Annotated in this window: 16 protein-coding genes; 10 read left to right on the forward strand and 6 right to left on the reverse strand. The window is 43.7% G+C overall.

The annotated features are described in order from the left end of the window. Window position 1: 1 nt before the first annotated feature. Both QF117_RS17500 and QF117_RS17505 read right to left on the reverse strand, forming a co-directional pair. Complete coding sequence (locus QF117_RS17500; protein ID WP_282387223.1) at window positions 2–1,342, reverse strand: Na(+)-translocating NADH-quinone reductase subunit A; 1,341 nt, start codon at window positions 1,340–1,342, stop codon at window positions 2–4. A 442-nt stretch (window positions 1,343–1,784) separates the two neighbouring features. After that, a complete protein-coding gene (locus QF117_RS17505) occupies window positions 1,785–2,096 on the reverse strand; it encodes a BolA/IbaG family iron-sulfur metabolism protein (protein WP_017035031.1) in 312 nt (103 codons plus the stop codon). A 176-nt stretch (window positions 2,097–2,272) separates the two neighbouring features. On the opposite strand from QF117_RS17505, the gene QF117_RS17510 reads away from it, so the two are divergent. The 8 genes from QF117_RS17510 (at window position 2,273) to csdA (ending at window position 10,017) form a co-directional block, all read left to right on the forward strand. Continuing rightward, window positions 2,273–3,403: a methyltransferase gene (locus tag QF117_RS17510; RefSeq protein ID WP_282387224.1), complete on the forward strand. Its 1,131-nt coding sequence runs from the start codon at window positions 2,273–2,275 to the stop codon at window positions 3,401–3,403. A 60-nt stretch (window positions 3,404–3,463) separates the two neighbouring features. After that, window positions 3,464–4,033 carry a YajG family lipoprotein gene (locus QF117_RS17515; RefSeq protein ID WP_282387225.1) on the forward strand — a complete coding sequence of 190 codons (570 nt, stop codon included), beginning with the start codon at window positions 3,464–3,466 and terminating at the stop codon, window positions 4,031–4,033. Then, complete coding sequence (locus QF117_RS17520) at window positions 4,033–4,578, forward strand: peptidylprolyl isomerase (RefSeq protein ID WP_282387227.1); 546 nt, start codon at window positions 4,033–4,035, stop codon at window positions 4,576–4,578. Before QF117_RS17515 ends, QF117_RS17520 begins: the two co-directional genes overlap by 1 nt. A gap of 47 nt (window positions 4,579–4,625) precedes the next feature. Further along, entirely contained in the window at window positions 4,626–5,981 is a 1,356-nt protein-coding gene (locus QF117_RS17525) for an MFS transporter (protein WP_282387228.1), read from the forward strand. A gap of 405 nt (window positions 5,982–6,386) precedes the next feature. Then, window positions 6,387–7,196 (forward strand): outer membrane protein OmpK, encoded by an 810-nt coding sequence (locus QF117_RS17530; RefSeq protein ID WP_282387230.1) that lies wholly within the window; start codon window positions 6,387–6,389, stop codon window positions 7,194–7,196. A gap of 125 nt (window positions 7,197–7,321) precedes the next feature. Continuing rightward, window positions 7,322–8,215 carry a 2-dehydropantoate 2-reductase gene (gene panE, locus QF117_RS17535; RefSeq protein WP_282387232.1) on the forward strand — a complete coding sequence of 298 codons (894 nt, stop codon included), beginning with the start codon at window positions 7,322–7,324 and terminating at the stop codon, window positions 8,213–8,215. Further along, window positions 8,208–8,813 (forward strand): DJ-1 family glyoxalase III, encoded by a 606-nt coding sequence (locus QF117_RS17540; protein WP_282387233.1) that lies wholly within the window; start codon window positions 8,208–8,210, stop codon window positions 8,811–8,813. Before panE ends, QF117_RS17540 begins: the two co-directional genes overlap by 8 nt. Further along, on the forward strand, window positions 8,806–10,017 hold the full coding sequence (csdA, locus tag QF117_RS17545) for a cysteine desulfurase CsdA (RefSeq protein WP_282387234.1): 1,212 nt from the start codon (window positions 8,806–8,808) through the stop codon (window positions 10,015–10,017). The genes QF117_RS17540 and csdA overlap by 8 nt, the downstream gene beginning before the upstream one ends. Before the next feature lie 146 nt (window positions 10,018–10,163). Here csdA and csdE read toward each other — a convergent pair whose 3' ends face one another. The 4 genes from csdE to QF117_RS17565 all read right to left on the reverse strand — a co-directional run bounded on the left by csdE (window position 10,164) and on the right by QF117_RS17565 (window position 13,215). Further along, entirely contained in the window at window positions 10,164–10,589 is a 426-nt protein-coding gene (gene csdE, locus QF117_RS17550; protein WP_282387236.1) for a cysteine desulfurase sulfur acceptor subunit CsdE, read from the reverse strand. A gap of 49 nt (window positions 10,590–10,638) precedes the next feature. Further along, window positions 10,639–11,448 (reverse strand): tRNA cyclic N6-threonylcarbamoyladenosine(37) synthase TcdA, encoded by an 810-nt coding sequence (tcdA, locus tag QF117_RS17555; protein ID WP_282387238.1) that lies wholly within the window; start codon window positions 11,446–11,448, stop codon window positions 10,639–10,641. A gap of 92 nt (window positions 11,449–11,540) precedes the next feature. Further along, window positions 11,541–12,653, reverse strand: coding sequence for a murein transglycosylase A (mltA, locus tag QF117_RS17560; RefSeq protein WP_282389514.1), 1,113 nt, complete (start codon window positions 12,651–12,653; stop codon window positions 11,541–11,543). Between the two features lie 151 nt (window positions 12,654–12,804). Further along, a complete protein-coding gene (locus tag QF117_RS17565) occupies window positions 12,805–13,215 on the reverse strand; it encodes a DUF2850 domain-containing protein (protein ID WP_017038015.1) in 411 nt (136 codons plus the stop codon). 213 nt (window positions 13,216–13,428) lie between these two features. Between QF117_RS17565 and argA the strand changes: the two genes are divergently transcribed. After that, complete coding sequence (argA, locus tag QF117_RS17570) at window positions 13,429–14,814, forward strand: amino-acid N-acetyltransferase (protein WP_282387241.1); 1,386 nt, start codon at window positions 13,429–13,431, stop codon at window positions 14,812–14,814. A 220-nt stretch (window positions 14,815–15,034) separates the two neighbouring features. After that, window positions 15,035–15,217, forward strand: a complete 183-nt coding sequence (locus tag QF117_RS17575; protein WP_017035017.1) for a hypothetical protein — start codon at window positions 15,035–15,037, stop codon at window positions 15,215–15,217. Window positions 15,218–15,308: the final 91 nt, after the last annotated feature.

The raw sequence follows: 15,308 nt of genomic DNA on the forward strand, positions 1-15,308 counted from the left end.
ATTAGCCTTCCTTCTCAATCTTGTCTAGGCATTCTCGGAGCAGTTGACCGTACTCGTACTTACCTGGACATACAAAGCTACACAATGCTAAATCTTCTTCATCAAGCTCAAGTGCACCAAGGCGCTGAGCGCTATCGATGTCGCCTGCACAAAGGTCACGAAGCAGCAATGTCGGTTCCATATCAAGTGGTAATACTTTTTCATAATTACCGATAGGTACCATTGAACGGTCACTACCATTGGTCGTTGTTGTCATATTAAACAACTGACCCTTGAATAGGTGTCCTAAGAAAGCACGAGTCACAGAGAATTTATTTTTGCCAGGCATAGCCCAACCAAACAGATCCTTTTCTCGACCTTCACGCAATGCAGATACTTGAACGTGGTAACGTCCTAAATACCCGTGCGGACCTGTCGCATGTGTACCAGAAAGTACAGAGCCAGAAATAACTCTGACTTCTCCTGGGATTAGCTCATTATCCGCCAATTCTTGAACGTTAGCACCAAGAGTGGTGCGAATAAGGCGTGGGTTATTCACCACTGGACCAGCGAGAGAAACAACACGATCTGTGTATAGCTCACCAGTTAGGAATAACTGACCAAACGCAATTACGTCTTGGTAGTTAATACTCCACGCAACATTTTCAGAATTCACTGGAAATAGATGATGCATGTGAGTTCCCACTAACCCAGAAGGGTGAGGTCCATCAAAAACATGCTCAGCGACGTTTGATTGAGAAGAGCGAGGAAGACTTGTTCCTGCCTTACAAACATACACGCTGCCATCTGTCAGATTTGAAAGAATATCAAGCCCTGCAATGAACGCTTCTGGCTGCTCATTGATAATAATTTCAGGATTTGCCGCCAATGGGTTGGTGTCCATTGCCGTTACAAAAATAGCCTGAGTTGTAGACTTGATTGCTGGAACCTTGCTAAACGGTCGAGTACGTAAAGCTGTCCAAAGACCGGAATCTACCAACTGAGTTTTGATCGCTTCACGACCTAAACCAGCTAGTTGATTGGCTTCAAACTTATCAAAAGTAACCTGTTCATCACCTGCCACTTCAATCACAACGGATTGTAGGACACGTTTTGCACCACGGTTAACTTCGATGACTTTACCGCTTGCTGGTGAAGTAAATTTAACGCCTGGGTTCTTTTTATCTTCAAAAAGAATTTGAGCTTTCTTTACTTCATCGCCTACGCGAACATGCATCGTAGGACGCATGCCAACATACTCTTCGCCAAGCAAGGCGACTTTACTGATGGTTTTACCATCATTAATCACCTGGGATGGAGCTCCTGCGATCGGCAGGTCCAAACCCTTTTTTATTGTAATCATACGCACTTGCACTACTTTATCGGGAAAAAGATTCTTATAATTGCGTAACTTTTAGACACGACATATGTGTCCGGTTCTGGCTACATTCCAAAGACCAGAATCGCAACATCCTATTAATACACTCATCACAGAACTGCGCTGAGCTTTACTAAGTACATTAGTGTAACATTTTTTCGAAACTCGATTCCATGACCAATAACTTGATTAGTGATTTTATTTCGCGGGTTTTGAATGGTAAAGGGATCTATGTCTCCTAATCTTGCGATAGAAGAGCAAAAATTACGCTATCTACCCCCTTTTAGGTGCTTTACCATTCATATTCGTTAACATTTAGTTACTCCCTTTCAAACCCGTTAATTTGTTGTCACAGTGTTAAACCTCGCCTTCTTTTTTATACATAAAAAGAACGATGTTCGATCACTCGGTTATTGTGAGTTTCGCTCTATTTCTTGTTTCCACCCATGCACATCGGGCTGTCAGGGCTTGATTGATGCTCTTTATCCCACTCACTTGGGCTGTATGTATGAATAGCCAGAGCATGAATTTGAGTGTTTAGCTCTTCGGCAAACAGGGCGTTTACTGCTCTATGGCGAGTAATCAGACGCTGACCTTCAAAATCTTCACTTACAATAGTCACTTTGAAATGACTTTCAGATCCTTTAGGCACATTGTGCATGTAGCTTTCATTCACAACTTCTGCAAATACTGGGCTGAATGTTTCAGCGAGCTTTTTCTCTAATGATTCTTTAAGCATCGGTATTCCTTACATCGGTATGACTTAACCCTATGAAGATAGAGACTATAATATAAGTCGAATGACTCGGTGCCATATGGTAACGCTCTAGACTCGTAGGGAAAAGGTTTTAGTTTCCTGTTTGCGTCCTATTTGCGACAATAGGCCCCAGAAATATCACGACTAAAATGCTGATTATGAAAACAGAATTGACGCTGCATGAACGCTCTTTAACGCTTTCTCGCTTTCCTATACACAGTAATGAAACACTTCAGGCTTGGGATGCGGGCGACGAATACCTCATCAACCACATTGAAGAGATGACACTAGCGAAAGGCAAAAACATACTCATACTTAATGATCATTTCGGTGCGCTGTCATGTTGGTTTAGTCAAGACCATCACGTAACTGTGATGAGTGATTCATGGGTTGCTCATCAAGGCATTGCTCACAACCTTAAGATCAATCATTGCCCCGAAATAACGCGATTAAAAAGTACCGAACCACTTCCTAGCAACATTGATTTGGTGCTGATTCAAATACCTCGTAATAATCGCTATTTAACATGGCAACTGACTAAACTAAGGGAACACATTTCAAGCGATGTTCCCGTTATCTCGGTGAATAAAGCCAAAGAAATCCACTCTTCGACATTAAAGATTTTTGAAAAGCACCTTGGCTCGACGAGCACATCCCTGGCATGGAAGAAGCATCGGCTTGTTTATTCTCACGCTAATTGCTTACCGATTCAGAACGTAGAGCCTTTGACTACCTGGGATGTTGAGGGGCACAGCATGACTCTCGGGAACCTGCCGAATGTGTATTCTGGCGAAGCTCTTGATCTCGGTGCCCGATTCATGTTGCAACACATACCAAGCGACCCCAATTATCAACACATTATCGATTTAGGTTGTGGGAATGGGGTTCTTTCTGTGGCAGCGGCAAGACTGAATCCTCAAGCTAAAATCACCAGTATCGATGAGAGTTATATGGCGGTTGAATCTGCACGCCATAACCTTAAGTACAACCTTGATAACGACGACAATATTCAGTGTATTGCGGACAATTGTCTGGATAACTATCAAGGGGAAGAAGCATCATTGATCTTATGTAACCCACCGTTTCACCAACAACAAGCGATAACAGATCATATCGCCTGGCAGATGTTCTGTGATGCAAAGCATGTTCTTGCTAAAGGTGGTCAATTAATAGTTATCGGAAACCGACACCTCGGCTACGATGGTAAGTTATCTCGATTGTTTAGTAAGCCCCAAGTAAAGGTTATCGCTTCAAATAAAAAATTTGTTATTTTACAAGCAACTAAATAGTTCACTATTATCATTAAAAGTTAATTCAACTCGAATTGAGAAATAATAAAGGAATACACCATGAGAAAACTGGTTCTAGCAGCTTCAGTGGCTTTACTCGCAGCATGTTCTGCTCCTCAGCAAGAACAGATTAACTTTACGCCTAAAGCCGCACTAAGTAGCAGCGATTTTGTACAGGGGGCAACGTATACCTTAACAAGTAAAGATATTCGCTCTGCACAATATGTGGCACTGGTGGACAGTGGACGCTCTAATATTGAACCGATTCACGCTCGTCAAAATGTCCGTATCGCTCTAGAAAATGTGTTTGCTGAGCAGTTTGCATCACAAGGTTTTCAGAACACCGTAAATAGCGAAAACCGTGTTGAAGTAGAAATTCAAGAAGCACTTGTGACGATTAAGCATTCTGTCATGGAAAACGAAATAGACGGTAACGTCACCATTGAAGTCACGGCTGAAACACCCAAAGGAAAACTGGTCAAAACTTACAAAGGTAATGGCTCTCGCTCTGGTATGTTAAGTGCTTCAAATGAAGAAATTGAAGTGGTTCTTAATGACATCATGAACTTAGTATTAAAAGAAGTCGCTAATGATGCGGAGCTGAAAACCTACATGCAGGAGAGATTTTAATGATTCGCGCTCTATTCGCTTCTCTTGTCATTTTTAGCTGTAGCGTATTTGCTGCACCAAAAGTGCTGATAGAAACCAACCTTGGTCCATTCACTGTTGAATTAAATCAAGAGCAAGCTCCGATCTCAGTCGACAACTTTTTGAAGTATGTTGAAGATGGCAGTTATGTCGGTACGATTTTCCATCGAGTGATTCCTGGTTTCATGGCACAAGGTGGTGGCTTTGATCAAAATATGGGTCGCCTTGATACCTATGCTCAAATTCGCAACGAAGCCGCAAACGGTCTTGAAAATAAAACCGCGACTATTGCCATGGCGCGAACGTCTGATCCGCACTCTGCCACTCGACAGTTCTTCATTAACCTAACGGATAATCACTTCCTAAATATGAGTGCAACACAAGCTGGTTACGCTGTTTTTGGCAAAGTTACTCAAGGATTTGAAGTGGTCGAAACTATGGCCACTAAACCCACTAAAACAATGGGTCGCATGCAAGATATTCCCGTTGAGCCTATCGTAATAACTAACGTTACCCTTTTAAAATAATCATAGAAGGCTCTAGTCATTAGAGCCTTTTCTACAAGGATTTGTTTATGCCACTTGATAACCAGTCACTAACCTGGCAAGAAACCTTACGCAGTTATTTCGACAGACGACTCATGTGGGTATTCATGCTCGGTTGTTCAAGCGGCTTTCCGTGGGTTTTGATTGGCTCAAACATGTCAGGCTGGTTAAAAGACGCAGGTTTAACTCGTGCTGCTATTGGTTACTTCGGCAGTGTTTTCGCAGTCTACGCCATTAACTTTCTTTGGGCTCCTTTAGTGGATCGCGTCAAACTGCCTGTTCTTCACGCTGTACTGGGGCAGCGGCGCAGTTGGATCTTTCTTTGTCAGTCGATCGTTTTAGTGCTCACGCTTTTTATCGCAGGAGTCAACCCAGCCGATGATCTGATGTTCACTTCAATGCTCGCGTTAGGGATTGCAACGGCGTCAGCGACACAAGACATTGCCATTGATGCGTTTCGTATCGATACCTTTCCAAAATCTGAATCCAATAAGCTGCCTCAGGCGTCTGCTATGGCGGTTATTGGCTGGTGGACCGGCTACTCCTTGCCCGGCTATGTTGCTTTTATCAACGCAGATAGCATGGGATGGAATGGGGTTTATTACGGAATGGCGGGATTTGTCGCTGTATTAATGCTGTTTACCTTGCTCGTGGGAGAGCCCAACACTCAACGAGAAGCTCTGCAGAAACAGGCGGAACAACGCCATAACGAGGTGGTTGGTTCAAAAGTGGCGGCTTGGTTTACGGTTACTGTCGTTGAACCATTTTTAGATTTCTTCAAGCGGAATGGCGTTCAAGTAGCGATTACTTTATTGCTGTTTGTGTTCCTCTTTAAGATTGGTGAAGCGTTCCTAGGACGAATGTCGATCACCTTCTATAAAGAAGTCGGATTTAGTAACGAGCAAATTGGTCATTACTCAAAACTGATCGGGTGGGGGGCGACCATTTTCTTTACCCTAGTTGGAAGTATGTTTAATGTGAAATTCGGCATTGTGCGTGGCTTGATGATTGGTGGTATTGCGATGGCGGCAAGTAACTTAATGTTTGCATGGATTGCCAAAGTTGGCCCGAATGAACATTTGTTCCTAGCGACCATTCTGGTGGATAACTTCACGACCGCTTTTTCAACGGTAGCATTTGTCTCTTTCTTGACCATTCTGACAGGTGAAGCTTTTTCAGCAACACAATACGCCCTACTGGCTTCACTCGGAAACTTTGGGCGAACCACGTTGGCTTCGTTTAGTGGCGAACTCGCTGACTTCCTCAATGACTGGTCCACCTTCTTTATCGTTACCGCGGTCATGGTAATTCCAAGCTTGATCATGCTTTATTCGCTTCGACATTACTTTAATCGGCTACTTGATAAAGCCAAAAACGAATCTTAATCATTGATAAAACCTATAACTAAGGGGGAGCGATTAAGCTCCCCCTCTTATATGACAACCAAGATGTAACCTCAAAGATCAAAATCACATAAATGTTCCAACATCGTATTTACGAGCCCTACCTAACTAACGTTAACGAAATAAGTTGGTTAATCGATAAACAATTGCGACTTTTGATAACCCACCAAACAAGACACTGATCACACCATCAATGCAACAGAATGAAATAAGTATTAAGTTCATTTTCACACGTCATAATCGTGATGAAGGTCACAATAAATTTGCAATGCAATCGTTTGTCTCTCTTTTATTTTTGAATTAAGTCGTTATTATGCGCTGCATTCGGATGTGCTTAACACTAAAATAAGCACCATGTGACATATCAATAAATAGAGAGTACTTTTCATGCGCAAATCACTTTTAGCTCTTAGCTTGTTAGCAGCAACTTCAGCGCCAGTTTTAGCAGCAGACTACACTGACGGCGATACACATAAAAACGATTACAAGTGGATGCAATTCAACCTTATGGGTGCATTCGACGAGCTTCCAGGTGAGTCTTCTCATGACTACCTAGAGATGGAATTTGGTGGTCGCTCTGGAATTTTCGATCTATACGGTTACGTTGATATCTTTAACCTAACAACCGACAGCAACAGCGACAAAGCTGGCGCAGCTAAATCATTCATGAAATTTGCCCCTCGTATGTCTCTAGATGGATTGACAGGTAAAGACCTTTCATTCGGTCCTGTAGAAGAGCTTTATGTAGCGTCTGTTTTTGAGTGGTCTGGTGATGCTGAAAGTGCTTTCGGCGTAAACAACTCTAAAGTTGGTCTGGGTTCAGACGTAATGGTTCCTTGGTTAGGTAAAATTGGCCTAAACCTTTACGGTTACTACGACAACAACGAAAAAGATTGGAACGGTTACCAGATCTCTACTAACTGGTTTAAACCTTTCTACTTCTTCGAGAACGGTTCTTTCATCTCTTACCAAGGCTACATCGACTACCAATTCGGTATGGAAGATGGCGCTGGTAACAAGTTTGGTTCAACAGCAAGCCACGGCGGTGCAATGTTCAATGGCATCTACTGGCACTCAGACCGTTACGCTCTAGGTTACGGCCTTAAAGCGTACAACGATATCTACGGTATCGAAGATTCTGCTGGTCTAAAATCTTCAGGCTTTAGCCACTACATTGCTGCAACTTACAAATTCTAAGTTTGTATAGTTAGTACTAAAATGGCGCTCTTGAGCGCCATTTTTTGTGCCTGCTATTTTATTTCTGTTGATTTCCTACTCTAGCCTATTATCCTTGCTTCACACTTTGTAATAGAGATTTTAACGTGAATATTGTGGTACTTGGCCCCGGCGCAATTGGCGCTCTGTGGGCTTCTCATCTTAATAAGTCTGGGCATAACGTATCGCTCTGGAGCAGACGCTCGTGCCCTAATATGTCTATTCAACTTGATGACAACCACAGTCAAACGTATCTCAATCAACACAGCCATGCACTTAACAATGCGGATTTATTGCTGGTCACAGTCAAGTCATGGCAAGTGCAAGAGGCACTCGAACCGCTTCTAGGATCCATTCATCGTGATTGTATTATTTTATTTATGCACAATGGCATGGGCGCGGTCGATCCTCTTAGAGCTCAACTGGACGCCCACCCCGTTCTTCTAGCAACAACGACGCACGGTGCACTTAAACTAAGTGACACGAAAGTCAGTCACACCGGTCAAGGGGCAACACAAATTGGCCCTTACAACCATCGAGGGCAACAATGCCAATTTATGACTGACGTGCTCAACCATTCTCTGCCCAACGTAACTTGGAATGACAATATAACCGCAGCCTTGTGGCAGAAATTAGCGATTAACTGTGCCATCAACCCCCTGACCGCCATAGAGCAGTGTAAAAATGGACAATTAGCTGGCGAACACCACCAACAAAGACTCAACGCCATAATAGAAGAAGTCGCGCAGGTCATTCAGGCTGAGGGCATTAGCCTTTACAGCGAGACATTGAGCTCAACCGTAACAACGGTCATTCAAGCCACCGCAGACAATTATTCTTCGATGAGGCAAGATGTTTTCTACCAAAGAAAAACCGAGATAGACTTTATTACTGGCTACTTAATCGATAAAGCGGCACAACACCGCATCACGACACCAGAGAATGATAAACTCTACAAGGCCATCAAACACATAGAATTAAGTTGGACAAATCATGACTAAAAAAATACTTGTTCCTATCGCACCAGGTACTGAAGAAATGGAAGCGGTCACTATCATTGATATTATGGTACGCGCAGGTTACGAGGTTACGGTTGCGAGTGCAGACTTTGATGGCCAGCTAACCATGAAGGCTTCAAGAGGGGTTACCTTGACCGCAGATTGTCGCTTGGTGGATATTGCCGATGATGAATTTGATGCAGTCATTCTTTCAGGTGGCGTATCTGGCGCAGAGGTTTTTCGAGACAGTCCAATCTTAATGGAAATTGTTAAGCAACATAAATACGATGGTAAGTTAGTCGCGGCTATTTGCGCAGCACCCGCTCTGGTTTTACAACATCACGATCTATACCCAGCAGCACTGATGACCTGCCACCCTAGCTTTCAAGATTATATTGAAGAGCCGTACTGGCGACAAAAGCGAGTCACTATCGATGTCACCCATAACTTGATCACCAGTCAGGGCCCGGGAACGGCACTCGAGTTTGCGATTGAAATCATCATTCACTTGTCTGGTAAGCCCCATGCTTGGAGCGTCGCAGAACCGATGGTGACACTGCCTACCCTGCATTACTTTAAAATGGGTAATGAACATGCTTGATGTAGCGTCAATTAGACAGCAATTCCCTGCACTCAATCAAAAGGTCAATGGTGAGCCACTGGTCTATCTCGACAGCGCAGCAACCACACAAAAACCTCAAACCGTGATCGATGCCATCAGTGACTATTACTGTGCTCAAAATGCGAATGTTCACCGAGGAAGTCATAGCTTAACCGCCAACGCCACCAATCAATTTGAACACGCACGTGAAATCGTGGCTGAGTTCATGGGGGCTCAAAGCACTAAAGAGATCATCTGGACTCGAGGTGCTACCGAAGCGATCAATTTGATTGCACAAACTTACGCTCGTAATACGTTGCAATCGGGTGATGAAATCCTCATCGGTGAAATGGAACATCACGCAAATATCGTCCCTTGGCAGATCGTCGCCGAACAAACAGGCGCTAATATCGTCAAAATACCAATGACGCCCGACTGCCGATTGGATTATGAAGCGTTTGAGGAACGATTGTCCTGCCGAACTAAGATTGTCGCTCTGGCTCATATCACCAATGTCACCGGCACAAGGCAACCTATTGAAAAAGTCATAGAGAAATCACACCAGATTGGTGCCGTTGTCGTGGTTGATGGTGCACAAGGCATTGTCCATGAACGAATCGATGTCGCAGCGCTTAACGCCGACTTCTATGTTTTCTCGGGGCACAAACTTTATGCGCCTGCTGGTATCGGTGTTCTGTATGGAAAGCTTGAACTGCTCGATGTCATGCCGCCCTGGCATGGTGGTGGAAAAATGGTCGAAAGCGTTTCTTTTGAGAAAACAACCTTTTCCGGATTACCAGGGAAGTTTGAAGCAGGAACCCCTAATGTCGCTGGCGCCATTGCTTTGGCTAAAGCCATCGAATGGTACCAAGGTTTTGATGCAAAGAAAGTCGACGCTCACATCCACGAACTGCAAAAACAAACCTATCTGGCTTTGCTTGCTTTTGAAGATATTGACATTCATGGCTATCAAAATGGGGCAAGCGTCATTAGTTTTGGTATTGCGGGGGTTCACCATCAAGATATCGCCACGTTACTCGACCAACAAGGTATCGCCGTTCGAGCCGGGCACCACTGCGCTCACCCTTTGATGGATGCTCTTGGAATTAAGGGAAGTGTCCGAATTTCGTTTGGTATCTATAATGACGATAATGACGTAAAACGCTTAATTTCTGCGATCGAGAAAGCCATCGATATGCTGTAGTTCAAGGCGAATTTTGTAGTCCAAACCCAATTCTATTCTTCAAACCCAGTTCTATAGTCCAGACCGAATGAAACCCTAAATGAAAAAGGTTCGCTAACGCGAACCTTTTCTATATCAATCTTTTTAAGCACAATCTTTGAAGCCAATCACTTGAGCAATTTTATCTGCTCTACTATCGCTTTTAGGCCATTGCCACGCGAAGCACTCAAGTGAGAAATTAACCCTAACGATTCAAAATAGCCGTCGACGTCAAATTGCTGAATTTGCTCTGAAGTTTTACCATCAAAAGCGGCTAGAACTAATGCTATCAAACCACGAACAATACGTGCATCTGAATCTGCATGAAAAGACCAAACACCGGCAACAGAGTGACTCACTAACCAAACTTGGCTTTCACAGCCAGAAACCATGACCTGCTCAGTTTTAAACTCTTCCGCCATTTGGGGGAGTTTTTTTCCCCATTGAATCACTTGGCGGTATTTGTCTTCCCAACCTTTAAATGATTGCATGGTAGAAACGATATCGTCCGTCGTGATATCGCGGCCAAATGGTGTGATCGGAAAGTCTGTCATACTCAACTCATCTCATTAGGTAATGGCGAACGTTACTTACTGTGCTTAGTTACTTACTGTGCTTAGCGATGATCTTCTCAACAATTTTCGAGACGGCAACAAAACCAAACGTCGCCGTTACCACGGTCGCTGCGCCGAAACCGGTCGCACAGTCCATACGTTTTGGCCCTTCCGCTGTCGATTTAGCGGCACAGACTGAACCGTCCGCTTGCGGGTACTTCAATTGTTCCGTGGAAAAGACACACTCAATACCAAACTTACGTTGAGGATTCTTAGGAAAGTTATGCAAACGTCGCAGGGTGTCTTTTAATTTCTTCGCCAACGGATCTTGAATGGTTTTCGTGAGATCCGCAACTTTGATTTGAGTGGGATCCATTTGACCACCCGCACCACCTATCGTAATCACTTTAATTTTATTACTTCGGCAATACGACAATAAAGACGCCTTCGCTTTTAAACTGTCAATGGCATCCAGGACATAATCGTAGTCTTTCGTTAAGTATTCATGCTGGTTGTCAGGGCCAATAAAATCGTCAATAAGATTAACCTTACATTCAGGATTAATCAGTTTGATTCGTTCTGCCATGACTTCAATCTTGCTTTGTCCCACGGTGCCATTTAACGCATGTATTTGACGATTGATATTGGTTACGCAAACATCATCCATATCAATGAGGGTTAACTCTCCAATCCCTGTACGAACAAGCGCTTCCACGGCCCATGAACCCACACCACCAATGCCAATGACACACACATGAGAAGCACGAAGAATCTCAACCTCACTATGACCGTACAAGCGGCGAGTCCCGCCAAAACGCTGATCGTAATTTTCAGAAGCTGGTGTGTTGAGTTCACGCATATCAAACATCCACATTAACGAGGTGACAAAAAGAAAGAGTGCGATTTATACGCACTCTATTTTAAAATGTCTAGCGGTTTTCGACAGTGTCGCTATTCAATTTTTTCTGGTGGCATCGCCCAAGGAGCTTGTGTTGCCGTGCCTTCTAAGCCCAATTTCCAAACGCGACCAAAGTGCTTGTAATGCCCAGCTTCCGTCCCTGCGCGAGGGCCCATGCCGTGATACAGATCAAGATGATTTTCTTTTACCGCTCCACCAGTATCAAGCACTAACAGAAGTCTTAGCTGGTGCGCACCGCTCCAGGTACCATCGGCATTGAGCAAAGGGACCTCAGCTAGAATCGGCGTTCCCATAGGAAGAATAGAACGATCCCCCGCGACAGAGGCCATGGCTTGCAAAGGAATACCGGCCGACCCCGTTACAGGGGCTGCGTCTCTTGGCTCAAAAAACACGAACGATGGGTTTTGCTCCAGTAATTCTTGAACACGTTGGTCGTCATTGGCAAATACCCAATCTTTAATCGCTTTTAACGACATTTTTTCGCGCGGAACTTCGCCTTGCTCGATTAAAATCCGACCAATACTGACATAAGCACGATTGTTTTTTCCAGCATAAGCAAAGTACTCCAGCGTATCGTCATCCTCAAAATGCACAAAGCCACTGCCTTGAACTTCCATAATAAATGGATCGATACGATTTGATGCATAACCCAGCTCAAGCCCTAGCCCTTCAAGTGCTCCATTATATATTTGTGCTCGTGTTGGGCACTCACTCTCACACTCTGGTAACGCGTAAACCGGATACTTGAACCGGTCATCGGCTTCATGCCTTAACTCCATAACCGGTGAAAAGTACCCTGTAAATAAGACATTGCCTTTATCATCACCGCCACCGAGTTGAGCCAACTCAACACCAAAACTGGCTAATTCGGTAGGGTCGCCACTTTGTAAGGCCCATTCGTTGAGTTTTTCATAGAGAGGTTCATAGGTCTGTGCCATTGAGGGTGAATTATCGATCACCGCTTGCGCCTGCTTGGCAAATTTTGTGAAATCACGTGGCGTATTGGATTCAATAAAGTCCACTTGGTTTAATGTGGAAGAAAATTCGGTACCAGAATACTGCTGAGCAAGATCGGTGTTTTGCACACAGCCAAAAAGTAGTGTCATGGCTGTTAAAGGGAGCATTTTTTTGAACACAGGGATAATTCCTTAATTTCAGTATCAAGAGAATGACAAACTCTTAATAAGAACTCAATTACCTAATCGTAATAGAAAATAAATACTGACTAAGATCGCAATGATTCTCGTCAGTAGCGCATTTAAGAATGAGATTAACGTCAATTTTCAGCTTGGGCTATCAGCGAACTCGGTCGCTGTATTTCTCAACCAAGTAATAAGTGGGATTGTAGTGATTGTCAGATATTTGAATCATCTTCGTATTAAGTTCATCGAGCATCCGATATTGATACAAAGTCTCTCCGACTAGATATTCGAGTGTGGAGCCATCAAACTCATACCGTGTCGCCACAATTCTTCCTGCCACCGAAACACCATCAGGACCGATGTGGACATTGTTTGTAGCGTAGTCCGCGACATGTTGCTCAACCCACACTCCGTGTATGGATTGTTGATCAACTAAAGAAAGACGCACCTGCTTAAATAAACTGGAATAAGTAAGCACTGCCACCATAGACACAAGAAGTAATACTGAAAAAACAATGAGCTCTTTCTTTTTTTTGACTGTTTTTGTTATTTTTTGTGGAGCCATCTTTTTAAACTTTACCTATTCACTTATCTTAACTTTAACCATTATATACTGCTCGTACCACATCTAACTTCACCTTATGGCAATAAAGCCCCTCGCAGCTGAAGCCATCTACAAACCCTCTATTGTTTGTTTACAATACAACTACAAAAACCTTGTTAACCAGTGAATAAAAAGGCAGTATAATCACATATTAATTCAATAGAGACTAATGAATTGAAAATTCGTAGCACAGCCTTAGTTAAAGGATTTAGACAATCAGCCCCTTACGTCAACGCTCACCGTGGTAAAACCATGGTGATTATGCTGGGAGGGGAAGCTGTCGCTGACAAAAATTTCACTAATATTATTAGTGATTTATCATTACTTCATAGTCTGGGTGTTAGAATTGTGTTAGTTCACGGTGCCCGCCCACAAATCAACCAAATTCTCACTTCAAATAATATAGAAACCCCTTATCACAAGGGAATTAGAGTGACCGATGAAAAAGCACTCAGCTTTGTCATGCAAGCGGCAGGACAGCTTCAACTGGCCATAACCGCAAGGCTCTCAATGAGTCTGAATAACACCCCTATGGCGGGGACTCAACTCAACGTAGTGAGTGGTAATTTTATTGTCTCTCAACCATTAGGTATAGATGATGGGGTAGATTACTGCCACAGTGGAAGAATACGCCGTATTGATAGTGAAGGGATAAACCGAGCGCTGGCGCAAAACTCAATCGTGTTGCTCGGCCCTATTGCTAGCTCGGTCACCGGGGATTCCTTTAACTTGCTCTCAGAAGAAGTGGCTACCCAAGTTGCGATAAAATTGGGGGCAGACAAGCTGATAGGCTTCTGCTCTGAGCAAGGTGTCATTGATGAAAATGGCAATGCCATTGCCGAACTATTTCCCCAGGACGTTGATAAGCTTTTACGCGCTCATGAGCAAATCAATGATTCACAGAAAGATAATGACACCGTAGAAAACAACACGACACCAACAGACCTGACGCAAGATGATTCTTCCGGTACCAGTCGTTTCTTGCGGGCTGCCACTGTCGCTTGTCGAGCTGGCGTACCACGAAGTCATTTAATCAGCTATAAAGATGATGGTGCGCTCATTCAAGAATTGTTCTCGCTAGACGGAATAGGCACTCAGGTAGTCATGGCCAGTGCAGAGCAAGTCCGTACCGCACAAATTGATGACATTGGTGGCATCCTAGATCTGATTCGCCCTCACGAAGAGAAAGGCGTTTTGGTTCGACGATCAAGAGAGCAACTTGAACAGGAAATACACCAGTTCACGATCATCGAAAAAGATGGGCTGATCATCGGCTGCGCGGCTTTGTATCCCTATAAGGATGAGCACATGGCAGAAATGGCGTGTGTCGCCATTCACCCAGAATATCGCGATGGAAATCGAGGCTTGCTGTTACTTGACCACATGAGGTTGCAATCAAAATCACAAGGTATCCATCGGATTTTTGTTCTGACCACCCACAGCTTGCACTGGTTCAGAGAACAAGGGTTCTATGAGGTAGGGGTCGACTCTTTGCCTGTCGCGAAACAAAACCTCTATAACTATCAGCGGCGTTCAAAAATCTTAGCGCTTCGTGTTTAGTCTAACCAGCACAACGTATTCTCAAAATCGAGACAATAACAAATCAATTTCATAGCAGATAGTGATAAAAACCACTTTATTTATTGAGATAAAGTGGTTAAAATTCGACCTCCTCAATTGAGGAACTGCCTTTCGGGGTCATTGGACTCTTTGCCTAACTCAGTTGGGCCCGCATGGATTGCCTTAAAAATTAAAACAAGTAACTAAGAGCAAATTGCCGATGAAAACCGTCATATGTAACTCTGTCCAGAGCTTTTGGGACATGGCTGACAACCAATTTTTAGAAGGCTTAGATGTACACTGCGTATTTCCTGTCAATGAAGGTATGAAAGCGTTCATTTTGAATTACCAGAGACGTTATAAAATCAATAGCATTTCCTTTACAAGCGCAATTCTAGTGTAATGCTTGAAATGACCGTAAGTTTCCAGGGATGGTGACTTATCATTGATAACACACTTCTGATTCAATCTTTGCTTTCCACGCTTCAATACTC

Source organism: Vibrio sp. YMD68 (assembly GCF_029958905.1).
GTDB lineage: Bacteria > Pseudomonadota > Gammaproteobacteria > Enterobacterales > Vibrionaceae > Vibrio.